Annotated in this window: 21 protein-coding genes; 5 read left to right on the top strand and 16 right to left on the bottom strand. The window is 67.8% G+C overall.

Annotation, left to right across the window (positions count from 1 at the left end; all coding sequences use genetic code 11):
• Nucleotides 1-28 precede the first annotated feature (28 nt).
• The 8 genes from EJP67_RS30595 to EJP67_RS30630 form a co-directional block, all read right to left on the bottom strand.
• Complete coding sequence (locus tag EJP67_RS30595) at nt 29-982, bottom strand: Bug family tripartite tricarboxylate transporter substrate binding protein (RefSeq protein WP_126025522.1); 954 nt, start codon at nt 980-982, stop codon at nt 29-31.
• 173 nt (nt 983-1,155) lie between these two features.
• Complete coding sequence (locus EJP67_RS30600) at nt 1,156-2,169, bottom strand: Bug family tripartite tricarboxylate transporter substrate binding protein (RefSeq protein WP_206169582.1); 1,014 nt, start codon at nt 2,167-2,169, stop codon at nt 1,156-1,158.
• Between the two features lie 125 nt (nt 2,170-2,294).
• Nucleotides 2,295-3,812: an AMP nucleosidase gene (locus tag EJP67_RS30605; protein ID WP_126025474.1), complete on the bottom strand. Its 1,518-nt coding sequence runs from the start codon at nt 3,810-3,812 to the stop codon at nt 2,295-2,297.
• 38 nt (nt 3,813-3,850) lie between these two features.
• Entirely contained in the window at nt 3,851-4,402 is a 552-nt protein-coding gene (locus EJP67_RS30610; RefSeq protein WP_126025475.1) for a TIGR00725 family protein, read from the bottom strand.
• On the bottom strand, nt 4,350-5,174 hold the full coding sequence (locus EJP67_RS30615; protein ID WP_126025476.1) for an ABC transporter permease: 825 nt from the start codon (nt 5,172-5,174) through the stop codon (nt 4,350-4,352). The genes EJP67_RS30610 and EJP67_RS30615 overlap by 53 nt, the downstream gene beginning before the upstream one ends.
• 6 nt (nt 5,175-5,180) lie before the next feature.
• Nucleotides 5,181-6,260 carry an extracellular solute-binding protein gene (locus EJP67_RS30620; protein WP_126025477.1) on the bottom strand — a complete coding sequence of 360 codons (1,080 nt, stop codon included), beginning with the start codon at nt 6,258-6,260 and terminating at the stop codon, nt 5,181-5,183.
• A gap of 22 nt (nt 6,261-6,282) precedes the next feature.
• Nucleotides 6,283-7,311 carry an ABC transporter ATP-binding protein gene (locus EJP67_RS30625; RefSeq protein ID WP_126025478.1) on the bottom strand — a complete coding sequence of 343 codons (1,029 nt, stop codon included), beginning with the start codon at nt 7,309-7,311 and terminating at the stop codon, nt 6,283-6,285.
• A 19-nt stretch (nt 7,312-7,330) separates the two neighbouring features.
• A complete protein-coding gene (locus tag EJP67_RS30630; protein ID WP_126025479.1) occupies nt 7,331-8,098 on the bottom strand; it encodes an ABC transporter permease in 768 nt (255 codons plus the stop codon).
• 185 nt (nt 8,099-8,283) lie between these two features.
• Between EJP67_RS30630 and EJP67_RS30635 the strand changes: the two genes are divergently transcribed.
• Nucleotides 8,284-9,198, top strand: coding sequence for a LysR substrate-binding domain-containing protein (locus EJP67_RS30635; protein ID WP_126025480.1), 915 nt, complete (start codon nt 8,284-8,286; stop codon nt 9,196-9,198).
• Between the two features lie 55 nt (nt 9,199-9,253).
• Complete coding sequence (locus tag EJP67_RS30640) at nt 9,254-10,165, top strand: ketopantoate reductase family protein (RefSeq protein WP_126025481.1); 912 nt, start codon at nt 9,254-9,256, stop codon at nt 10,163-10,165.
• Here the strand turns inward: EJP67_RS30640 and gorA are convergent.
• On the bottom strand, nt 10,162-11,529 hold the full coding sequence (gorA, locus tag EJP67_RS30645) for a glutathione-disulfide reductase (RefSeq protein WP_126025482.1): 1,368 nt from the start codon (nt 11,527-11,529) through the stop codon (nt 10,162-10,164). The two genes, EJP67_RS30640 and gorA, sit on opposite strands and share 4 nt — an antisense overlap.
• 180 nt (nt 11,530-11,709) lie before the next feature.
• On the opposite strand from gorA, the gene EJP67_RS30650 reads away from it, so the two are divergent.
• Nucleotides 11,710-12,024, top strand: a complete 315-nt coding sequence (locus EJP67_RS30650) for a double zinc ribbon domain-containing protein (RefSeq protein ID WP_338067739.1) — start codon at nt 11,710-11,712, stop codon at nt 12,022-12,024.
• 11 nt (nt 12,025-12,035) lie between these two features.
• On the opposite strand, the gene EJP67_RS30655 is transcribed toward EJP67_RS30650, so the two are convergent.
• Nucleotides 12,036-13,322, bottom strand: a complete 1,287-nt coding sequence (locus EJP67_RS30655; protein WP_126025484.1) for a FecR family protein — start codon at nt 13,320-13,322, stop codon at nt 12,036-12,038.
• A gap of 140 nt (nt 13,323-13,462) precedes the next feature.
• Here EJP67_RS30655 and EJP67_RS30660 point away from each other — a divergent pair, with 140 nt between their 5' ends.
• A complete protein-coding gene (locus EJP67_RS30660) occupies nt 13,463-15,511 on the top strand; it encodes a PEP/pyruvate-binding domain-containing protein (RefSeq protein WP_126025485.1) in 2,049 nt (682 codons plus the stop codon).
• Nucleotides 15,512-15,548: 37 nt separating this feature from the next.
• On the opposite strand, the gene EJP67_RS30665 is transcribed toward EJP67_RS30660, so the two are convergent.
• From EJP67_RS30665 to EJP67_RS30685, 5 genes are all read right to left on the bottom strand, one after another.
• On the bottom strand, nt 15,549-15,866 hold the full coding sequence (locus EJP67_RS30665; RefSeq protein ID WP_126025486.1) for a DUF2645 family protein: 318 nt from the start codon (nt 15,864-15,866) through the stop codon (nt 15,549-15,551).
• Between the two features lie 2 nt (nt 15,867-15,868).
• Nucleotides 15,869-16,576, bottom strand: coding sequence for a hypothetical protein (locus EJP67_RS30670; protein WP_126025487.1), 708 nt, complete (start codon nt 16,574-16,576; stop codon nt 15,869-15,871).
• 274 nt (nt 16,577-16,850) lie between these two features.
• Nucleotides 16,851-18,821: a TRAP transporter large permease gene (locus EJP67_RS30675; protein ID WP_126025488.1), complete on the bottom strand. Its 1,971-nt coding sequence runs from the start codon at nt 18,819-18,821 to the stop codon at nt 16,851-16,853.
• Nucleotides 18,818-19,438, bottom strand: coding sequence for a TRAP transporter small permease subunit (locus EJP67_RS30680; RefSeq protein WP_126025489.1), 621 nt, complete (start codon nt 19,436-19,438; stop codon nt 18,818-18,820). Before EJP67_RS30680 ends, EJP67_RS30675 begins: the two co-directional genes overlap by 4 nt.
• A 108-nt stretch (nt 19,439-19,546) precedes the next feature.
• Nucleotides 19,547-20,662, bottom strand: a complete 1,116-nt coding sequence (locus tag EJP67_RS30685) for a TRAP transporter substrate-binding protein (RefSeq protein WP_126025490.1) — start codon at nt 20,660-20,662, stop codon at nt 19,547-19,549.
• A 177-nt stretch (nt 20,663-20,839) separates the two neighbouring features.
• Between EJP67_RS30685 and EJP67_RS30690 the strand changes: the two genes are divergently transcribed.
• Nucleotides 20,840-21,250 carry a rhodanese-like domain-containing protein gene (locus EJP67_RS30690; RefSeq protein WP_126025491.1) on the top strand — a complete coding sequence of 137 codons (411 nt, stop codon included), beginning with the start codon at nt 20,840-20,842 and terminating at the stop codon, nt 21,248-21,250.
• Nucleotides 21,251-21,263: 13 nt separating this feature from the next.
• Here EJP67_RS30690 and EJP67_RS30695 read toward each other — a convergent pair whose 3' ends face one another.
• Nucleotides 21,264-21,536, bottom strand: a complete 273-nt coding sequence (locus EJP67_RS30695; RefSeq protein WP_126025492.1) for a DUF4242 domain-containing protein — start codon at nt 21,534-21,536, stop codon at nt 21,264-21,266.
• Nucleotides 21,537-21,549: the final 13 nt, after the last annotated feature.

Raw genomic sequence — 21,549 nt, forward strand, 5'->3', positions numbered from 1 at the left:
AGTGCGCGAAGCCTGGGGTGAACCTGCCTCAGGCCTTGAGCTTGAGCAGATAGATGAGGGGCCCGGCCATCGCCGTATCCAGATCGAGGAAGCTCTCGAAGTCCTTGCCCGCCATCCAGTACGGGTCCCAGTTGTTGCGCTTGATGGTCTTCTGCCAGACGTCGGCCTGGGTGGCGCGGCGCACGGCTTCGAGCAGCACGGCCTTTCGTTCCGCCGTGACCTTCTTGCCGGTGAGCACGCCGCGCCAGTTGGCGAGGTCGGCGTCCACGCCCTGTTCGCGCACCGACGGAATGCCCAGGAACGGCCGCTTGGCCGACACGCCGATGGCGCGCAGCTTGCCGTTGGCGAGTTGCTCGCTGAATTCGCTGTAGCCCGAGATGCCGGCGGCTGCCTTGCCCGATTCGAGCGCCTCGACCACCTGCGCGCCGCCCGGGTGCGGCTGGTAGACCAGCGCCCCCGCATTGCCGGCCACGCGCGCCAGCATGCCCGCGTACATGTGGTCCACGCCGCCGGCCGAGCCGCCCGCAATGACCGTCTTCGCGGCATCTGCGCGCAGCTGTGCGATCAGGTCCTTCGGCGTCTTGATGGGAGAGTCGGCCTTCACGGCCACCACTTCGTAGTCGCTGGTGAGCCGGGCCACCGGCGCGACCTGCGCCATGGTGATGGCGGGCTTTTGCAGTGCCACGGCACCGACCATGACCATGCCGCTCATGAGCAGCGTGTCGGGGTCGGCGTCGTACTTCTCGACGTACTTGGCGAGGCCGATGGTGCCGCCCTTGCCGCCGATGTTCTCGTAGCTGATGTCGCCCACCGCGCCCGACGCGATCATTGCGGCGCCCAGCGCGCGGCCGGTCTGGTCCCAGCCGCCGCCTTCGTTGGCGGGAATGACGATGCGCAGCCTGGGTGCGAGCTGCGCTTCAGCCGCGCCCGCTGCTGAAGGCCGCAGCGCGGGCACAACGCCCACGGCGGCGGCCGATGCCATCCAGGCGGTGAAGCCACGGCGAGACAGCCTCGTGGGGGCAGTTGGCACGAAATGCGTCATTTTGTTTCCGGCTCCCTATAAAAGTAACCGGATGATCGACGAAAACCGTGTCAGTCATTAGTGTCATTTGCTCGGGGTAAACCCGAACAAACCCTAGCGAGCGAACCGGCGGTTCAGGCCTTGAGCTTCAGCAGATAGATGAGAGGGCCGGCCATCGCGGTGTCGGTCTCGAGGAAGTTCTCGAACTCCTTGCCCTCGAGCCAGAAAGGGTCCCAGTTGTTCTGCTTGACGGTTTTCTGCCACAGATCGGTGGCGGTGGCGCGCCGCACCACCGTCAGCAGGGCCGCCTTGCGGTATGGCGGTACCTTGCGGCCGGTGAGCACGCCGCGCCAGTTGGCGAGGTCGGCGTCCACGCCCTGTTCGCGCACCGAGGCGATGCCCTGGAACGGCCGCTTCGACGACACGCCGATGGCGCGCAGCTTGCCGCTGGCCAGGCCCTCGGCGAACTCGCTGTAGCCCGAGATGCCCGCCACGGCCTTGCCGGTATCGAGTGCCTCGACCACCTCCGCTCCGCCGGGGTGCGCCTGGTAGACCAGCGACTGCGAGGCATCGGCCACGCGCGCCAGCATGCCGGCGTACATGTGGTCCACGCCGCCTGCCGAGCCGCCCGCAATGACGGTGCCGGCCGCGTCCGCGCGCAGCTGCGCGATCAGGTCCTTGGGCGTCCTGATGGGTGAGTCGGCTTTCACCGCGATCACTTCGTAGTCGCTGGTGAGGCGGGCGATGGGCGCCATGTTGGCCATGGTGACCGTGGGCTTCTGCAGCGCCACCGCGCCGACCATGACCATGCCGCTCATCAGCAGCGTGTCGGGATCGGCGTCGTATTTCTCGACGTACCTGGCGAGACCGATCGTGCCGCCCTTGCCGCCGACGTTCTCGTACACCACGTTGCCCACCGCGCCCGATGCCAGCATCGCGGCGCCCAGCGCACGGCCCGTCTGGTCCCAGCCGCCGCCTTCGTTGGCGGGGATCACGATGCGCAGCCGGTTGCTCAGCGGCGCGTCGGCGGCGTGCGCGGCGCGTGGCCACAGCGCGGCGTGTCCTGCGCCGGCTGCGGCGGCCGAGGCCGCGATCCATGCAGAAAAACTGCGACGGGAGATGGGGGGAACGGAGCGCGACTGGGTCATCTTCTTTCCGGTTGTCGTGGGATAGACCGGATGATGTCCGCGAAACGCGCCAATCCCGCGCGGCCGCGGGCAGGACAAACCCTGAGGCCCCGGCCCTTGCCGGGCCCCTGCTGGAGCCGTTCTTCTTACTGGAACGCCACTTCGGCGAAGCTGCGCAGCTTGCGGCTGTGCAGCCGGGTCGAGCCCTCGGCTCGAAGGATGTCGATGGCCCGCATGCCGATGCGCAGGTGCTGCTCCACGCGCTCGCGGTAGAAGTGGTTGGCCATGCCGGGCAGCTTGATCTCGCCGTGCAGCGGCTTGTCGCTCACGCACAGCAGGGTGCCGTAGGGCACGCGGAAGCGGAAGCCGTTGGCCGCGATGGTCGCGCTTTCCATGTCCAGGGCCACCGCGCGGCTCTGGCTGAAGCGGCGCTGCGGCTGGTTGCCCGGCAGCAGCTCCCAGTTGCGGTTGTCTGTGCTGGCCACGGTGCCGGTGCGCATGATCTTCTTCAGGTCGGGGCCCTCGTAGCGCGTGACGTCGGCCACTGCTTTTTCGAGTGCGAGCTGGATCTCCGACAGCGCCGGGATCGGCACCCACAGCGGCAGTTCCTCGTCGAGCACGTGGTCCTCGCGCACGTAGGCGTGGGCCAGCACGTAGTCGCCGAGCTGCTGCGTGTTGCGCAGGCCCGCGCAGTGGCCCAGCATCATCCAGGCATGCGGGCGCAGCACCGCGATGTGGTCGGTGATGGTCTTGGCGTTGGCCGGGCCCACGCCGATGTTGACCATGGTGGTGCCGCTGCAGTCCTCGCGCACCAGGTGGTAGGCCGGCATCTGCGGCAGCCGCGGCGGCGCGGTGCCCTGGCTGCCGTCGAGCAGGTGGCCGTAGGTGGCGCTCGAGCCGGCGGGCAGGCCGCGGCGGCGCGTGACCACGTTGCCGGGCTCGATGAAGGCGACGTACTCGCTGTTCTCGTCGGCCATGGCCTCGTGGCCCAGGCGCACGAATTCGTCGATGTAGAACTGGTAGTTGGTGAAGAGCACGAAGTTCTGGAACCACTCCGGCGCCGTGCCCGAGTAGTGGCGCAGGCGGTGCAGCGAGTAGTCGACCCGCGCGGCGGTGAACAGCGACAGCGGCTGCGCCTCGCCGTCGCGCGCCTCGAAGGTGCCGTTGGCGATGCCGTCGTCCATCACGCCCAGGTCGGGCAGGTCGAACACGTCGCGCATGAGGGCGCGGCGCTCGGCGCTCATGGTGCCTTCGATGTGGTCGTTCTCGGCGAAGGAGAAATGGATCGGGATCGGCTGCGTGCTGGTGCCGACCTCGAGCTCGACCTGGTGGTTTTCCAGCAGCAGGCGGAACTGGTCGAGGTAGTAGCGCGAGAACAGGTCGGGGCGCGTCAGCGTGGTCTCGTAGCGGCCGGGGCCGGCCACGAAGCCGTAGCTCAGGCCGGCGTTGGCCGGCGGCGTGTGGCGCGAGACGGTGTGGGTGTGCACCCGCACGAAGGGGTAGCAGGCCCGCACCCGACCCGGCAGTTCTTCGCCGGCGACGAAGCGCAGCATCGATTCGCGCAGGTGCGCGAGGCCGCTCTGGTAGATCAGCTTGACCTGTTCGAGTGCGGCGGCGGCGTCGGTGAAGCGGGCGGGAGCGACGAAGGTTGGCATGTAGGGCATGCCGGCATTGTGCAATGCGGCTGCCCCGTCAGCTCGGGTCAGTTCAACAGGCAGGCCAGCACCTTCGCCAGCATGTCGTTCACGTCCGTGGCCTGCACCGCGCCGGGCAGCGCCACGTCGCCGTGCATCACGAACACCGGCTTGCCCCACTTGAGGCCCAGCGCCATTTCAGACAGCGTGCCCATGTTGCCGCCGATGGCGACCAGGCACACGCCGCTGCGCGCGACGATGCCGTTGCGCATCTCGCCCATGCCGGTGGGGATGGCCACGCTGAGCCATTCGTTGGCGTTGCGGTCGTCGTCCTCGGGCAGGATGCCCACGGCGATGCCGCCGGCTTCCACAGCGCCGCGCGAGGCGGCCGCCATCACGCCGCCGCGCCCGCCGCAGACCACCGCCATGCCAGCGCCGGCCAGCGCATGCGCCACCGCATGGGCGGCCTCGCACTCGGCCGGGCCGCCGTCGCCGGGGCCGATGATGGCCACCGGCTGGCGGTGGCGCGCAGGCCCCCGCTGTTTCTGCGCGAGGCGTTCCAGCGCCTCAGTGACCGGCGCCGGCAGCACCGCCGCGCTCGCGCCTTCGCGTAAAGACATCGCCCACTCCCATCACGATCACACACACAACCATCAGCACCAGCGACAGGGCCGCCGCCACCGCGAAATCGGAACCGCCGTCGCCCACCTGCGCCAGCAGCATCAGCGGCAGGATGTTGAGCTGCGTGCCCACCAGCGCCAGCGCCGTGCCGTAGGTGCCCATTGCTATCGCGGCCACCATGCAGGCGTTCGACAGGACCGAAGGCAGCACCTCGGGCACCACCGTGTCCCAGAAGGCGCGCGAGCGCGAGGCGCCCAGCGTGCGTGCCGCCTGCGCCGGGCGCAGGTCGAGGTTCGCGAACACCGGGTACAGCGACAGCGCCACGCGCGGAATCAGGTAGTAGGCATACGCAAAACCCAGGCCCGACACGCTGTAGATCCAGCTGCCGATGGCGGCCGGGTCGGCGCCCAGCCCCGCGAGCAGCTGCGTCACGAAGCCCGCCCGGCCGAAGGCCAGGATGAAGCCGTAGGCGATCACCAGGCCCGAAAAGGCCAGCGGCAGGCCCAGCAGCGTCATCATCCAGCGACGGCGCGCGGCAGGCTGGCGCGCCAGCTCGATAGCGATGCAGGTGCCCACCAGCGCCGACATCGCACCCGCCGCGAGCCCGAGCGCCAGCGTATTGCGCAACGCGCCGAAGAAGAGCGCGTTGCCGAACAGCCGCCCGAAGGCGCTGCCGCCTTCGCCGAAGGCCTCGGGCAGCAGCGCCGCCAGCGGCACCGCGAAGAACAGCGCCATGAAGGCCCACGCGGGCCAGGCGCCAAAGCGTCGCATGGCTGCTTACTTGCCCAGTGCGGCCTGCGCCCAGAGCTTGTCGATTTCCGCCTTGCGCTCCGAGGCCTTCACCACGTCGAGCGGCTTGATCTGCGGCGCGGCGGGCATCCTGGCGGCCACGTCGGCCGACAGCGGCGTGCCCGGCACGGCAGGGCGCACGAAGCCCTGGGCGAACAGCGACTGGCCGGCCTCGCTCATGATGAAGTTGAGCCACAGCTTGCCGGCGTTCGGGTTCGGGCCGTTCTTCACCAGGCTGATGGCGTAGGGCGCGGCCACGCTGGCTTCCTTGGGAATCACGACTTCCACCGCGTCGCCCATGCCGTCGACGTGCTTGGCCTTCAGGCCGTCGTTCTCGTAGCTGATCCACACCGGGATCTCGCCCTTGAGGAACTTGGCATAGGGCGTGGTGCCTTCCACGCGAAGCACGTTGCCGGCGGCATGCAGCTTGCCGAGGTAGTCGGTGCCGGGCTGCACGTTGTCGACGCTGCCGCCGTTGGCGTATGCCGCCGCGAAGGTCAGCACCTGGCCGATGCCGGTGGAGCGCGGGTCGAGGTACACCACCGTGTTCTTGAACTCTGGCTTGAGCAGGTCGGCCCAGCTCGTGGGCACGTTCTTCACCAGCTTCTTGTTGACCAGGAAGGCGATGTTGAGCGTGTGGATGGTGAACCAGCGGCCCTCGGCCTCGCGGAACACGGCCGGCAGCTTGTCGAAATTGACGGGCTTGAAGGGCGCGACCACGTCCTTTTTCACGGCGTCGACGGCGGAGGCGGCGAAGTAGTAGGCGGTGTCGGCCTGCGGGCGGCGCCTGGTCTTCTCGAGCGAGACCACGGTGGCGGCGGAGCCGATGTCGTTGTAGGTCAGCTCGATCTCGGGGTAGCGCTTCTTGAAGTCGCGGAACAGCGACTTCCAGTTGGCCCACTCGGGGCCGGTGTCGAAGGAGACGCACAGGCCTTCCTTCTGCGCCTCGGCGTACAGCGCCTTCTCGCCCGCGTAGAGCTCGGGGCCGTCGAAGGCGAATGCGGTACGGGCCGCGAGAGAGGCCAGCGGCAGTGCGCCGGCGGCCTGGATCAGATGTCTGCGTTGCATGGTGGCTCCTTGGAGGAAGAGGTCAGTGGTCGAGTAAGCGGAGGTGCTCGGGCGCGATGGCGATGGCCTCGCCGGCGGGCTTCGCCGATTCGGCGAGGAAGGGTTTGCCGGCGCCCGGAACTTCGAAGTCGTAGCGCGTGAGCGCGCCCAGGTAGCGCTGCGCGCCGGTGCGACCCGCGAGGCGATTGACGGCGTCGGCGGCAGGGTCGGGCCGGATGTGCTCGGGGCGCACCAGCACGTGCACCTCGGTGCCGAAGGCGCGCCGGCCGGTGTCGGCGAAGAGCTCGGCAAAACCCATGTCCAGCCGGCCGGGCGCAGCCACCTTCGCGGGCAGGATCGTCGAGAGCCCGACGAACTCCGCCACCGCGCGGCTCGCGGGGTTCTCGTAGATGTCGCGCGGCGTGGCGATCTGCAGCAGCCGGCCGTCTTTCAGCATCGCCACGCGGTCGGCCATGGCCAGCGCTTCCTCCTGGTCGTGCGTGACCAGCAGCGTGGTGGCATTGAAGCGCTGCTGGATGGCGCGGATCTGGTCGCGCAGGTGGCCGCGCACGCTGGCGTCGAGCGCCGAGAGCGGCTCGTCGAGCAGCAGGGCGCGCGGGTCGATGGCCAGCGCGCGGGCCAGCGCCACGCGCTGCTGCTGCCCGCCCGAAAGCTGCGCCACCGCGCGACCGGAGAACTCGCCCAGCCCCACGATGTCGAGCAGCTCCTGCGCGCGGCGATGCCGCTCGGCCGTGGCCACCTTGCGCAGCTTGAGGCCGTAGGCGACGTTGTCGAGCACGCTCAGGTGCGGAAAGAGCGCGTAGCTCTGGAACACCATGCCGATGTGGCGCTGGTGCACCGGCGTGCGCGACATGTCTTCGCCGTCGAGCGCGATGCGGCCGGTGTGGCCCGTCTCCAGGCCCGACACCAGCTTGAGCAGCGTCGACTTGCCCGAGCCGCTGGGCCCGATCACCGCGACCAGCTCGCCGGTGTGCACGTCGAGCGACACCTCGTGCAGGCCGTGCGTGCTGCCGGGGTAGTTGTAGCTGACCTTGTCGAGGAGGAGGCTCATGGCGTATCGGTTCTGCCGCTTATGCGCGTTGCTTCACGAGGGAGGAGGAAAGAAGCGCCGACGCGCTCGCCAGCACCAGCAGGATCACCGTGGCCGCGCAGGCGAAGCCCGTCGCGCCGTAGAAGGCCTGCAGCAGCACCACCGGGTAGGTGCGATTCTGGAAACTCGTGAGCAGGTTCGACACGCCGAACTCGCCCACCGAAATGGCCGCCACCATCACCAGCCCGCTGATCAGGCTCTGGCGCAGGCTGGGCAGCACGATGCCGGTGAACTGCTGCCAGCCCGAGGCGCCGAGCGTGGCGGCGGCCTGCTCCAGCCGGCCGAGGTCGAGGTGGCGCAGGTCGGTCAGCAGCGTGTTGGTGAGGTAGGGCAAGGTGAGGATCGCGTGCGCCGCGATCAGGAGCGGCATCGAGCCCAGCCAGGGCGCCAGGTCGGTGTTGAACACGATCATGTAGCCGAAGGCCAGCGTGATCGCCGGCACCGCCACCGGCGTGGCGCTCACGATGCGCGCCGCCAGGCTGCCGCCGCGCCGCGCGCCGTGGTACAGGGCATAGGCCAGCGGCAGGGCCAGCACGGTGTTGATGGCACAGGCCGACATGGCCACCACGAGGCTGCTCACGAAGGCCTTGCGGAAGGAGGTGTCGAGCCAGAGGTCGAGATACCACTGCCCGGTGATGCCCGTGGGCAGCAGCGTGTTGGTCCAGTTGCCGCCCACGCTGCCGACCAGCAGCAGCGCGATGGGCAGCAGCAGGTACAGGCCGTAGATGAGCGAGATGACGCGAACCAAGCTTGCCTCCGAATGTCATGGGCGCCCGGCATACTTTCCGGATGCGCTACTGTTCGCGCCGGGCTTGCCGCCGCGTTGCCTCGAATTCTAGGAATCGCGTACGAACTTATGGGTGAAAGTTGGATGACGACACTTGAGCAATCGGAAAGCGTTTTTCACGCGGCTTTCATGAAGCGGGGCCATGCATGAAGCGCGACTGCCCCACCATCCAGGAGCTGCTGGCCTTCGACGCCGTGGCGCGCCACCAGAGCATCACGCTCGCGGCCGGGGCCCTGTGCATCACCGTGAGCGCGGTCAGCAAGCAGATCGCGGGGCTCGAAGCCTTCCTGGGGCGCGAGCTGCTGCAGAAGAACGGGCGCGGCGTGCAGCTCACCCCGCAGGGGCGCGTGTACTGGCAGAAGATCTCCGGCGGCCTGCGCGCCATCGAGACCGCCACCTTCGAGGCCCGCTCGGGCGACGCGGGCGCCGGCCTGCTCACGCTGGCGAGTGTGCCCACCTTCCTCACCAAGTGGCTCATTCCGCGCCTGCCCGCCTTCAGCCAGAAGAGCCGGCATGTGATGCTGAGCTTCAGCCGCCACCTGGAGCCCAGCGACGGCATCCCGGCCGGCGTGGACGCCGCCATTCGCTACGGCCCCGACGGCTGGCCCGGCGTGGTGTCCGAATACATCGCAGGGCGCGAGTTCGTGCTGATCGTGGCGCGCTCGCTGGTGGAAGGGCGCCATCGCATCGCGCAGCCCGCAGACATCGTCGGCCATACGCTGCTGCACCACGAGGGCGCACCCAGCGCCTGGCGCCAATGGGCCGCGCAGCACGGCGTGCCCGAGGTGCAGACCGTGGCCGGGCCGCGCTTCGCCCAGTATTCGGCGCTGATCCAGGCGGCGCTCAACGGACTGGGCATCGGCCTTGTGCCCAAGCTGCTGGTGCAGGAAGAGCTCGCCGAAGGCGCGCTGCTGAGCCCCTGCGGCACGCCGGTGAGCGTGAACCAGGGGCACTACCTCTGCTACCGGCCCGACCGCCTCGATCTGCCGGCCTTCGCGGCGTTCCGCGAATGGCTGCTGGAGGAGGGGCTCAAGTCGCGCGGCGTGGAGGCCGAAGCGTGAAGCAGCCATCTTCGCTAGGCTCTCGACCAATACGGACAAGCAAGGAAACGAACCGATGAAAGTCGCAGTCATGGGAGCCGGCGCGGTCGGCTGTTACTACGGGGCGATGCTCGCGCGCGCCGGGCACGAGGTGGTGCTGATAGGCCGGCCCTCGCACGTGGAGGCCGTCAACGCCAGGGGCCTGCGCCTGGAGACCAAGGCCTTCGACGAGCACGTGAAGGTGGCCGCGAGCACCGAGCCCTCGGCCGTGCAGGGCGCCGATCTCGTGCTGTTCTGCGTGAAATCGACTGACACCGAAGCGGCAGCCGGGCAGATCAAGCCGCATCTCGCCCCTGGCGCGCTGGTGCTCACGCTGCAGAACGGCGTGGACAATGACGAGCGCGTGCGCTCGGTGCTGCCGTCATCGAACGAGGTCGCGGCAGCGGTCGTCTACGTCGCGACCGAGATGGCCGGGCCCGGCCACGTGAAGCACCACGGACGCGGCGAGCTGGTGATCGCCCCTTCGGGCCGCAGCGAGGAAGTGGCCCGGCAGCTCGAAGCCGCCGGCGTGCCCACGCAGATATCGCCTAACGTGCGCGGATCGCTGTGGGCCAAGCTGATCCTCAACTGCGCCTACAACGCGCTTTCCGCCGTCACGCAGCTGCCCTACGGCGTGCTCGTGAAGGGCACCGGCGTGACCGACATGATCCGCGACGTGGTGGCCGAATGCCTCGCGGTTGCCAGGGCCGAGGGCGTGGAAGTGCCCGGCGACACCGACGCCGCCGTGCGCGCCATCGCGCAGACCATGCCCTCGCAATACTCGTCCACCGCGCAGGACCTGGCGCGCGGCAAGCCCAGCGAGATCGACCACCTCAACGGCCTGGTCGTGCGGCGCGGCGAGGCGCTGGGCGTGCCCACGCCGGCCAACCGCGTGCTGTTCGTGATGGTGAAGCTGCTTGAGGGCAAGCAGCAGGCGGCCCGAGCCTAGCCGGGCATCGGCTCGCGCATCGTCACGAACTCTTCGGCAGCCGTGGGGTGGATGCCCACCGTGCTGTCGAAGATCGCCTTCGTTGCGCCCGCGCGCATCGCCACCGCGAAGCCCTGCACCACTTCGCCGGCATCGGCGCCCACCATGTGCAGGCCCACCACGCGGTCGGTGGCCTTGTCGACCACCAGCTTCATGAAGGTGCGCTCGCTGCGGCCGGAGAGCGTGTGGCGCAGCGACTTGAATTCGCTGGAGAACACCGTCACCTCGCCGAACTTCGCGCGCGCGTCGAGCTCGGTGTAGCCGCAGGTGCCGATGTTCGGGTGCGTGAACACGGCGGTGGGAATGAACTCGTAGTCGAGGCGGCGCTTGCCCTTGCCGAAGAGTTCGTCGACGACCACCATCGCCTCGGCCAGCGCCACCGGCGTGAGCTGCACGCGGGTGGAGACGTCGCCCACCGCGTAGATCGACGGCACCGAGCTGCGGTAGTGCGCATCGACCGCGATCGCGCCGCGCTCGTCGAGCTTCACGCCCGCCGCTTCGAGGCCCAGCCCCTGCGTGTTGGGCACGCGGCCGGTGGCGAAGAGCACGGTGTCGGCCTCGATCTGCTGGCCGCGCGCGAGCGTGACCGTGAGCCCGCCGGTGCCGCCTGTGCCGCGGGTTACCGATGCGACATCGCAGTTCAGCCGCACGTCGACGCCGGCCTTGCCCATCTCGTTGGCCAGGAACTGCCGCACGTCGTCGTCGAAGCCGGTGAGCAGGTGCGCGCGTCGGTGCAGCTGCGTGACCTTGGAGCCCAGCCCGTTGAAGATCGACGCGAACTCGCAGGCGATATAGCCGCCGCCCACCACCAGCAGGCGCTTGGGAAACGGTTCGAGGTCGAACATCGCGTCGGAGGTCACGATGTGCTCGCGGCCCTGGATGTCCGGCACGAAGGGCGTACCGCCGGTGGCCACGAGCAGATGGCGCGCGGTGTGGCGCTTGCCGTCGACCTCCACCGTGTGCGGATCGACCAGCTGGGCCCATCCGGTGACGAGCGTGACGCCCGCGTTCTTCAGCAGCGAGGCGTAGATGCCGTTGAGCCGCGTGATCTCCTTCGCGCGCTGCGCCTTCAGGCGCGCCCAGTCGAACTGCGGCGCCTCGGAAAGCGTCCAGCCGTAGCCCGCGGCTTCCTCGAAGGATTCGGCATAGCCGGCCGCGTAGCTGTAGAGCTTCTTGGGAATGCAGCCCACGTTGACGCAGGTACCGCCCAGATCGGCGGCCTCGGCGAGGGCGACGCGGGCGCCGGTCTGCGCCGCCATGCGCGCGGCGCGAACGCCGCCGCTGCCGCCGCCGATGACGAAGAGATCGAAGTCGAATGTGGGCATGGGAAAGCTTGGCTCCTTTGGCCGCCGACTGTAGCGGCGGGCCGAAGGCGGCGCTTCGGACGGGGCTTGCTTGACTCTGGAGCTGCTTCAGGGATTCCACTGCCCGCGGGCCCCGCGGGAGTTCATCGCCACCGGCGACGCTTGCGCGGGATGCCAGCTCTCAGGGGGAAACACATGGGCATGCTCGAAAGACTCTTCGGTGGACACGGCGGGTCGCGTCATGGCGGTGGCGGCGGCGGCCACCACGGCTCGCGCGGCGGATATGGCAACGGCGGATACGGCAACGGCGGATACGGCAACGGCGCATCGCCATCGGGCAGGGGCAGCGCATGTCCGTCATGCCGCGCCGTCAGCGCGCCCGGCGCGCGCTTCTGCCAGCAATGCGGCGGTTCGATGCAGCCGGCTGCCTGCAGTCAGTGCGGCACCGCCGTGCAGGCCGGCGCAAGGTTCTGTGCGCATTGCGGCCAGCCTGCGGAAGGTGCACCGCGCGGCTGAAAAGGCGCCGGCTACTGGCGTGAGTCCGGGGAAGTCCAGAGCCTGCGCGGATCGTCGCCGGCGGGCTGGCCCGGTTGCGGCGGCGTGCCGCGCTGCTGCTGGAGCGCACGCAACTGGGCCTGCTGCAAGGCCTGTTGCTGAGCCTGCGCCTGCTGCTGCATCTGCGCGGTGCGTTGCTGCAGCTCCTGCTGCTGGCGAAGCATCTGCTGTTGGGCCAACGCCTGTTGCTGGGCCGCGCGTTGCTGTTGCAGCTGCATCTGTGCCGCCTGCTGTTGTTGAAGCAGCTGTTGCTGCTGCAGGGCCTGCGCCTGCGCGGCGCGCTGCTGCATTTCCTGCTGCTGGCGCAGGGCCTGGCGTTGCTGCTGCTGGAGTTGCAGCTGCAACTGCTGTTGTTGCTGCCAGCGGTCCTGTTCGGCGCGATCGCGCCATTCGCGTCGCTGGCGCCAGTCTTCCTGCCGGCGCCACTCCTGCTGCTGGCGCCAGTCCTGCTCGCGCTGCCATTCCAGCTGTTGCTGCTGGGCAGCCTGGGCGGCGCGTTGCTGCTCCATCCACTGCGCTTGCTGCCGGGCCTGTTCGTATTCGATCTGCTGCTGTCGCGCGATCAGTGCCGCGGGCGGCACCGCCACGGCCGGCTGGGCGTAGCGTACGGGGTCGTCGTACCGGCCACGCTCGGCCACCCAGGTGTCGAAACTGCCGTTCTGCGAGCGCGTGGTGCGCACGGTCGTGAGGTTCCGGCCCGACACCGTGGTCTGCTGGCGCCCGGTCAGCAGTTGCGAGATGCCGTTCTGGCCACGCAACGTGAGGTGGCCCGAGGCCACCGCCGCCCAGGTGGTCGTCGTGTCGGCCTCGTCGACGGCGATGCGGTATTCGCCCGGCGCGCCGATCACCGCCGAGAGATTGGGCGTGTCGATGCTGATGCGCTGGCCCGGGGCCATGTCGCGCACGCTCAGCTGCAGGTTGCCCCGGCCGGCGTTGATGCGGATGGTGTCCTCGTCGATGCCGGTGAACTCCACGTAGGTTCCGCCGTCGAGCCGCAGCGCGGCTGGGCCGATGTAGACCTCGGCGCGCGCGTTGCGGTCGGTCCAGATGCGGTCGCCGGCGCCGAGTTCGCGCCCGGGCCGGGCGGCGGACCAGCGATCGTCGCCGGCGGACGAGACGCTCACCGTTCCCTGCTGCAGGTTCAGGCGCCCGATGGACTGCGCGTTGGCCGCGAAGCCGGCGCACACCAGCGCCAGCCCGAGCAGCAAGCCGCGCAACGGGCGTTGAAGGGCCGAAAGGCTTGTTCTTGTGCGAGTCATGTGATTTCTCTGATCCCCGGATGTACGAATGCGATGGCGTTGTGACTAACGCGCGAGAATCCGCTGCCGCTGTCAGCGCTGCTGCGTTGCTTGGTGAAGCGCGCGTGCACTCGGCAACCGGTTGTAAGGAGGGACACCGCATGAAAAACCAGAACAACGCACGGCCCGTAGGCGCATCGTGCTTCCAAAACAATAGCGTGACTGCGTTTTGCGTCGCGGCTGCCATCGCCATGCTGGCGGCCATGCCCGCTACCGCCCAGCTAGCCCGCAAGCCGTCGTACTACCAGCAGCAGAGCCAGCCGCAGCCCGAAGGCCCGGCCGCGCAGCTCGTTCCCCGCCCCGCGGTGCCCTCGTCGCTGCCCGCGCTGCGCAGCCAGGCCGACTTCGACCAGCTCGCCCGCGTCTACGACGCCGGCACGCCGATGCAGCTCGCGCACGTGCTCTTCGTCATCGACCGGCAGGCCAAGCCGCCGCGCATGTACTACATCGACACGCCGCGCTACCAGCTGCATGTGCGCTTCCTGCGCGACACGCGGCTCGCGCCCAGCACCGTCAAGCGCGAGATCGACCGCAACTACCTCGTGCCCGACCGCCGCTTCCTGTTCGGCACGCTGAGCTGGCAGCAGAACATCGGCAGCTTCACCTACGAATTCTGGGAAGGCGACAAGCTCACCGCGCCGCTGCTGCGGCAGGCCGAGCAGCAGGTCAGGGCCAGCTTCTTCGGCCCGGTGAAGTTCAAGACCAACTCCACGCTGCACGAGCGCGTGGCGAAGGAAGCCGGCATCGACTTCGTGAGCCAGGAGGCGCTGATCCGCGAGCAGCCCTTCCTGCCGATGAACCTCGGCACCGCTACCGGCCGCGTACGCATCGTGGACGACGACGCGGGAATCAACGCGCTGCTGCCCGACGACATTGCCGTGCTGCGGCAGGTGCCCATCGGCCTGCCGCCGGTGGCGGCCGTGCTGACCGAGCGGCCCTCGACCGCGCTCTCGCACGTCAACTTGCTGGCCAAGGGCTGGGGCATTCCCAACGCCTACGTGCGCGATGCCGCCGCGGTCCTGAAGGAGCATGCCGGCCAGTGGGTGGCGCTGAAGGTCGCCAGCTCGGGCTACCAGGTGCGCCGGCTCACGCCGGAGGAGGTCGCCGCGCTGCCGCCGCGCGCGGTGCGCACCGCTGCCGCCGGCGCCGTGCCTGGCAGCGCGCGCGCCATCAAGCCGGACCTGCGCGAGAGCCGGCTGCTGCCCCTGGCCTCGCTGCGCGCGCGCAACAGTGCGCAGTGCGGCGTGAAGGCAGCGAATCTCGGAGCGATGCAGGCCGCGCACATCCCGGGCACCTCGGTGCCCGACGGCTTCTGCATTCCCTTCGCGCACTACGACCGCTTCATGCACGCCAACGGCCTGGCCGATCGCATCGCGCGCATGCAGCAGCAGCCGGGCTTCGCGAGCGATCCGAAGGTGCGCCAGAAGGCGCTGGCGCAGTTGCGCGACGAGATCGTGCAATGGCCCGTCGATGCCGCCACTGCGGCCGGCTGGCGCGCCGCATGGCAGTCGCAGCTCGGAGGCGGCGGCGTGTTCGTGCGCAGCTCGTCCAACTCCGAAGACCTGCCCGGCTTCAGCGGCGCGGGGCTCTACACCACCGTGCCCAACGTCAAGACCGGCGATGCGCTCGAAGTGGCCGTGAAGAAGGTCTGGGCCTCGGTGTTCAACCCCGAGGCCTGGGAGGCCCGCGCGGCGGCGGGCTTCGGCGCCGAATCGGTACTGATGGGCGTGTTCGTGCAGACCGCCATCGATTCGGCCAACGCCGGCGTGATGATCACCCGCGACCCCTTCGACGCCGGGCATCCGCACATCACCTACATCTCCGCCAAGCGCGGCATCGGCATCCGCGTGGTCGAGGGTCGGCGCGTCGCCGAGCAGGTGATGTACTCCAGCTGGTCCAAGGCCATCCAGGTGCTCAGCCGCTCGGCCGAAGACACCGCGCTGCAGCTCGACAAGGACGGCGGCGTGAAGGAGGTGCCGGTGGAGGCCGGCCGCAACGTGCTGACCGACGACCTCGTGGTGCGGCTGGCCAATGTGGGCGTGGCGGTCAAGCGCACCTTCAACGGCGTCGACCAGGACATCGAGTGGGCGACGGTGGGCGAGAGGATCGTGCTCCTGCAGGCGCGGCCGTATGTGGAGAGGCGGCGCTGACGCCGGACCGGGGGGCCTTCGACCTGCGGCTGCCAGCTCAGCACAACGGGTAGTAAATGAAAAACCGCCATCCCCAGACAGCCAGCAAGGCAACAGCCATCCAGAGAGAGTGATGTGCTTTTTTCTTTTGGATCGACTGGATGACTGACCAAACGAGGAGCGGAATCAAAAAGGCGAAAGAAAAAAACCTGGCGCTGATATCGTCGTCAAGCGGCAACCCGCAAAAAGTCAAACCCTCGGATTTGGCGTTGGGCTCGTCCAGCATCCATTCATACTTGTTCATCGGCATGAGAAGCATGAAGGCAATCCAAAAAAAGGCATACGCCGATGCAAGTATCAAACCTGTTTTTTTCATCGTCAAATTTTATTTAGAAGCGTTAGAACGTGGCCGCGGTGCTCCAGCATCCTGCGTCCATATTCAGAAAACTGCCTGCCTTGGCTGTCGGGAGGAAGCTTGATGGAGTTGACAAAATCACCCAAGGCTCGCTCGATTCCTCGGTTGTAGCGAGAGCCGGCAACGATGAATTGCTCGTCCGTGAGATTTGAAGTATCGATGCCCGGGTAGTCGTATACGATGAGATTTTTCAGGTGCTGAGCAACGACGATCAAATTGAAGGCATCGGTCTCGAGGCACGTGATCAGGTTCATTCGATCCGGGTACGACAGCAGCTCGACCGGAATCCCAAGCTCCTTCGAAGCAACTCGCAGTTGAATGCTTACCGCACCAACGGATGTTTCTTCGGGTGGTTTTCCAAACTTGACAGGTCTTCCCGCTAGCGTTCGCTGCAATGTGCGTCCTTGAAATGCGGGTCTTTTTATGCCGTCGGGCTTGCCGCCCACCTCGGCCCAGGCGACACAGGCGAGCAGCACAGGAGGGATTCGATGCTGCTGCGCCGCATCTTTGATACGGAATTTATTGCAAACAACCCAGCCATCTTTGTAGGCCTGTAAATACGGTCGGCCGCCGCCCATTTTCTCTGACAAGACACGCCATTTGAAAATGTCCCAGCTATTCCATTTGGGATAACTCGAATTGTCCGGCGCGCAAAACTCCCTGCCACTCATGCATCGCTCCCTTTTTGAATCCGGGCATCATAGTGAGAGCGAATAATTAATTGATCGGCAGCCTGAGAAATTCTGCACGCTTGAATATTTATTTATTCAGGGTGCGCGGCACGCCGGGCAACACACAACCGACCGAGCGCATTCATTCCTGAAAAGCGCTCGTCTTGGAGTTCGGGCGACTGCAAACCGCACGGACCGATCGGGCGTTTCATCCCCCGTACGTCGCACCATCGGCCGAACGAGGGGACCCATGCCTCCTCGCCACGACCTGCTTCTACTTGTACAGCAGCTGCGGCAGCCACAACCCGATCTGCGGCCACATGTACAGCAGCACGATCGCCAGCACCTGGATGCCCATGAAGGGCAGCATGCCAAGGAAGATCTGGTTGAGCGTCACGTGCGGCGGGCTCACGCCCTTGAGGTAGAAGGCTGCCATCGCGACCGGCGGCGACAGGAAGGCGGTCTGCAGGTTCAGCGCCACCAGCAGTCCGAAGAACAGCGGGTCGACGCCGAAGTTGTCGAGCAGCGGGATGAAGATGGGCATGAAGATCACGATGATCTCGGTCCATTCCAGCGGCCAGCCCAGCAGGAAGATGATGACCTGGCTCAGGATCAGGAACTCCACCTTGGTGAGGTTCATGCCGAGCACCCATTCCTCCACCAGCGCCTGCCCGCCGAGCAGCGCGAACGCGGCAGAGAAGATGGCCGAGCCGACGAAGAGCCAGCACACCATGGCCGATGTCTTGGCCGTGAGGAATACCGACTCCTTCAGCACCGAGAGGTTGAGGCGCCTGTAGGCCGCCGCCAGCAGCATGCCGCCGAGCGCGCCCATGGCGGCCGCCTCGGTGGGCGTGGCAAGACCCAGCACGATCGAACCCAGCACCGAGAGGATCAGCAGCACCAGCGGGAAGAACGACGCCAGCAGCATCTTGAAGATCTCGAGCCGCGCGAAGCTCAGGAACAGGTAGAACAGCGTGACGATGGCGCCGAAGACGGCGAAGGTGACCCACCACCAGGTCGGTGCGGGTCGCTGCGTGGCGGCCTCCGTAGCAGCAGCGGCCGAGGGCTCTGCGGTTCCTGCGGCGGGCGCGGGGGGAACGGCCGGGGCTCCCGGCGGCTCGGACAGCGCCGCCTGGCTGGAGGCCGTGGCCGGTGCCGACGGCTGCATATCGTCGCTGGGCGGCTCCTGCAGCCCACCTTCCTGCGGTGGTTCCTGCAACCCGCCTTCGACCGGCGGCTCCTGCAGGCCGCCGGACTCCGGCGTGCCGCTGCGCACGGCCCCGATTTCCTCGATCTCGTAGCGCGCCTGCGCTTCCACCGTCGTCACGGCCTTGTAGCTGAAGGCGGCCAGCAGCAGGAAGATCACGCCCGGCATCGCAACGATGCCGAGCTGCTTCAGCACATGCGAGAAGGGCACGCCGGCATTGCGCCGTCCCTTCAGCAGGCCGACCAGCGCATGCGCGGCGGGGCTGTCGGCCAGCCGCTGCGACAGCGGCGGCAGCGGCACGACGCGCTCCGCCTGCGAGAGCGGCGGCGCCCACTGCGGCTTGAGCCAGGCGACGATGATCACGTACAGCACATAGAGCGAAGCCAGCATCAGCCCCGGAAAGAACGCGCCCGCATAGAGCTGCACCACTGACACGCCAGCCGTCGCGCCGTAGACGATGAGCAGCACCGAAGGCGGAATCAGGATGCCCAGGCAGCCGCCCGCGGTGATCGAACCGGCGGCCAGAGGCACGCTGTAGCCCGCGCGCAGCATGGCTGGCAGTGCGAGCAGCCCCATCAGCGTGACCACCGCACCCACGATGCCGGTGGCCGTCGCGAAGATGGTGCAGGTGACCAGCGTCGCCACGGCGAGTGCGCCCGGCAGCCGCGCGAGCGCCAGGTGCAGGCTCTTGAATAGCGACTCGATGAGATTCGCGCGCTCCACCAGGTAGCCCATGAACACGAACAGCGGCACCGCGATGAGTACGTCGTTCGCCATGGTCTTGAAGGCCGACTGCACCATCAGGTCGAGCGTGCGGTGCCAGTCGCGGTCGTAGGCCAGCCAGGTGAAGAGCATGCCCATGCCCATCAGCGTGAACGCCGTGGGAAAGCCCAGCATGATGGCCACCACCACCAGCGAGAGCATCAGCAGGCCGAGGTGGCCGTTGGTGATGGTGGGGGCATTGGCCAGCACCGCCACCGCGCCGATCACGATCAGCGCCATGAACGAGAGGCCGAACCAGAGTTCGCGGCGGATCATCGCGCGGCCTCCTTCGAGGCGACGACGCGGTCGAGCGCGGCGATGTCCTCGTCCTTCACGTGCACCATCTCCTTGAGCTTCTCGACGTCGACTTCCTCCACGTCCTGCTCGCGCGAGGGCCAGGTGCCCTCGCGGATGCAGCGCACGCAGCGGATGATCTCCACCAGCCCCTGCAGCAGCAGCGTGAAGCCCGCCAGCGGAATGACGTACTTGAACGGGTAAAGCGGCAGCGGCTCGGCCGAGAAGGTCTGCTCGCGGATGGCGAGCGACTCGCCCGCGTAGACCCATCCGGCCCAGGTCAGCGCCACGATGCCCGGCAGGAAGAAGACGACGTAGAGCACCAGGTCCACCAGCGCCTGCGTGCGCGGGCGGAAGAAGCCGTAGAGCACGTCGCCGCGCACGTGGCCGTTCTTCGAGAGTGTGTAGGCGCCCGCGGTCATGAACATGGTGCCGTACAGCATGATCTGCGCGTCCAGCACCCAGGCGTGGGGCCTGTTGAGGGCATAGCGCGAGAACACCTCCCAGCTGATCAGCAGCGTGAGCAGCAGGGCGCACCAGGCGAAGGTCTTGCCGATCCATGTGGAGAACCGGTCGACCGCCAGCAGGAAAGATTGCATCGGAACGAACTCCTCGCCGCGTCATTCGTGTCTCGCGCGGCAGCGTGGGCGCAGGCATGAAAAGAGGGCACCGCCAGGGTGCCCTCGCGTCGCATCGATCCCGTTGGCTCAGGTCTTCTTCGCCTGCCGTCCGAAGTAGTGGTTGTAGGCCATCTTGAAATCGACGCTGTAGTCGTTCTGCCACTGGCCCGCGCGCTCGGCGAAGGCGCGCTGCGAGTCGAGCACCTTCTTGAACATCGGGTTCTCGGCCGACTTCTTCGCGATGGTCTTGTCCCACGAGGCGAGCTGCGCGCGCAGCACCGCGTCGGGCGTCTTGTAGAACTTGATGCCGGCCTTCTTCAGCTCCTCGTAGTCCTTGGAGTTGCGGTCGATGGCCTTCCAGCTCATCTCGGCGCTCGCGGCCTGCGTGGCGTACTCGATGATGGACTTGAGCTCCGCCGGCAGCGCCTTGAGCTTGCCGCCGTTGAACAGCACCTCGAACTGCTCGCCGCTCTGGTGGAAGCTCTGCAGCATGCAGTTCTTGGCGACGTCGGGAAAGCCCAGCACACGGTCGCTCGACGCGTTGTTGAACTCGGCCGCGTCGATCAGGCCGCGGTCCAGCGCGGGCACGATCTCGCCGCCGGGCAGCGGGTTCACGGCCGCGCCCATGTCGGTGAACACGTCCACCGCCAGGCCCACGGTGCGGAACTTCAGGCCCTTCATGTCCTCGGCCTTGGCCACCGGCTTCTTGAACCAGCCCAGCGGCTGCGTGGGCATGGGGCCGTACAGATACGAGACCACGTCGAGGTTCAGGCCCTTGTAGATCTCCTCCATCAGCGCCTTGCCGCCGCCGTAGGTGTGCCAGGCCAGCACCATGTTGGCGTCCATGCCGTAGCCCGGACCGGACCCCCACAGCGCGAGCGCCGAGTTCTTGCCGTACCAGTACGCGACCACGCCGTGGCCGCCGTCGAGCGTGCCCTTGGCGACCGCGTCGAGCAGCTGGAAGGCGGGCACCACCGAGCCGGCGGGCAGCACCTCGATCTTCAGGCGGTTGCCCGCCATGTCGTTGACCTTCTTCGCGTAGTCCTGTGCGTACTCGTGGAAGATGTCCTTCGCGGGCCAGGTGCTCTGGAAGCGCAGGGTGGTGGTCTGGGCCATGCTGACCATCGGCACGGACATGGCGCCGGCGGCCACGGCCGCGCCCTTGAGCAGCCCGCGGCGGCGGGGCATCTTGCTGTCTGTCATTTGTCTCTCTCCAAACGGTTCTGACTTGGGAAAACCCAGGCTGTCCGTCTTGGAGTTATGGTTCGACAGGCCCAAGGCGCCATCTTTGGCGCGCGGGAGCACTCAACAAACAGGGTTTTCACGAACCGGTGAAAAATTCCGGGCCATGAAAACCCGCATCGCAAGGACACGAGACAGATGACAGAACCCGTCGAGAACAAGGGCTACGCCGGCGACGTGACGCCCGAGCAGGCCGCCCGATGGACCGCCAGCGGAGAGGCCGTGCTGGTCGACGTGCGCACCGACGCCGAGCGCGAATGGGTCGGCTATGTGCCGGGCGCCGTGCCGCTGGCATGGAAGCAGTGGCCCGGCATGGCGATGAATCCGGCCTTCGACGAAGGCATCCGTGCCGCTGCCGAAGGCGGCAGGAAGCTGGTGCTGCTGTGCCGCAGCGGCGTGCGCTCCATCGCAGCGGCCAAGCGCGCGACAGAGCTGGGCGTGGAGGCCTACAACATCCTCGAAGGCTTCGAGGGCAACCCGGACGAGAACGGCCACCGCGGGCTGACCGGCGGCTGGCGCAAGCGCGGGCTGCCCTGGCGGCAGAACTAGAGAGCCGCTCGCCTCACTCGGCCGTGGCCGGGTCGATCACGCTGTAGACCCGGCCCACGCGGTTGGCAGGGAAGCCGCCGAGCTCCGCGTGCCGGCGCACCAGTGCCTCGTCGGTGGCCTGGTAGACGCAGTAGACACGGTCGTCGGTCACGTAGCTGTGGATCCACTGGATGTCGGTCCCCATGCTGCTGAGCACGCCGCAGGACTTCTGCGAAATGGCCTTCAGGTCCGACGGGGTGAACTTGCCGGCGCCGGGGATGTCTCGCTCGATAACGAATTTGGGCATGGTGGTACTCCTG

Origin of the sequence: Variovorax guangxiensis (assembly GCF_003952165.1) — a bacterium.
GTDB classification, from domain to species: Bacteria; Pseudomonadota; Gammaproteobacteria; order Burkholderiales; family Burkholderiaceae_C; genus Variovorax; species Variovorax guangxiensis.

Bases quoted from the DNA above. Each gene is read 5' to 3' on its own strand.
- EJP67_RS30640 (WP_126025481.1), top strand. From the start codon at position 9,254: ATGAAAGTCGCAGTCATGGGAGCCGGCGCGGTCGGCTGTTACTACGGG.
- EJP67_RS30670 (WP_126025487.1), bottom strand. From the start codon at position 16,576: ATGAGTGGCAGGGAGTTTTGCGCGCCGGACAATTCGAGTTATCCCAAA.
- EJP67_RS30600 (WP_206169582.1), bottom strand. From the start codon at position 2,169: ATGACCCAGTCGCGCTCCGTTCCCCCCATCTCCCGTCGCAGTTTTTCT.
- EJP67_RS30690 (WP_126025491.1), top strand. From the start codon at position 20,840: ATGACAGAACCCGTCGAGAACAAGGGCTACGCCGGCGACGTGACGCCC.
- EJP67_RS30655 (WP_126025484.1), bottom strand. From the start codon at position 13,322: ATGACTCGCACAAGAACAAGCCTTTCGGCCCTTCAACGCCCGTTGCGC.
- EJP67_RS30595 (WP_126025522.1), bottom strand. From the start codon at position 982: ATGGCATCGGCCGCCGCCGTGGGCGTTGTGCCCGCGCTGCGGCCTTCA.
- EJP67_RS30675 (WP_126025488.1), bottom strand. From the start codon at position 18,821: ATGATCCGCCGCGAACTCTGGTTCGGCCTCTCGTTCATGGCGCTGATC.
- EJP67_RS30695 (WP_126025492.1), bottom strand. From the start codon at position 21,536: ATGCCCAAATTCGTTATCGAGCGAGACATCCCCGGCGCCGGCAAGTTC.
- EJP67_RS30625 (WP_126025478.1), bottom strand. From the start codon at position 7,311: ATGAGCCTCCTCCTCGACAAGGTCAGCTACAACTACCCCGGCAGCACG.
- EJP67_RS30615 (WP_126025476.1), bottom strand. From the start codon at position 5,174: ATGCGACGCTTTGGCGCCTGGCCCGCGTGGGCCTTCATGGCGCTGTTC.
- EJP67_RS30685 (WP_126025490.1), bottom strand. From the start codon at position 20,662: ATGACAGACAGCAAGATGCCCCGCCGCCGCGGGCTGCTCAAGGGCGCG.
- EJP67_RS30680 (WP_126025489.1), bottom strand. From the start codon at position 19,438: ATGCAATCTTTCCTGCTGGCGGTCGACCGGTTCTCCACATGGATCGGC.
- EJP67_RS30650 (WP_338067739.1), top strand. From the start codon at position 11,710: ATGCTCGAAAGACTCTTCGGTGGACACGGCGGGTCGCGTCATGGCGGT.
- EJP67_RS30605 (WP_126025474.1), bottom strand. From the start codon at position 3,812: ATGCCCTACATGCCAACCTTCGTCGCTCCCGCCCGCTTCACCGACGCC.
- EJP67_RS30660 (WP_126025485.1), top strand. From the start codon at position 13,463: ATGAAAAACCAGAACAACGCACGGCCCGTAGGCGCATCGTGCTTCCAA.
- EJP67_RS30610 (WP_126025475.1), bottom strand. From the start codon at position 4,402: ATGTCTTTACGCGAAGGCGCGAGCGCGGCGGTGCTGCCGGCGCCGGTC.
- EJP67_RS30635 (WP_126025480.1), top strand. From the start codon at position 8,284: ATGAAGCGCGACTGCCCCACCATCCAGGAGCTGCTGGCCTTCGACGCC.
- EJP67_RS30665 (WP_126025486.1), bottom strand. From the start codon at position 15,866: ATGAAAAAAACAGGTTTGATACTTGCATCGGCGTATGCCTTTTTTTGG.
- gorA (WP_126025482.1), bottom strand. From the start codon at position 11,529: ATGCCCACATTCGACTTCGATCTCTTCGTCATCGGCGGCGGCAGCGGC.
- EJP67_RS30620 (WP_126025477.1), bottom strand. From the start codon at position 6,260: ATGCAACGCAGACATCTGATCCAGGCCGCCGGCGCACTGCCGCTGGCC.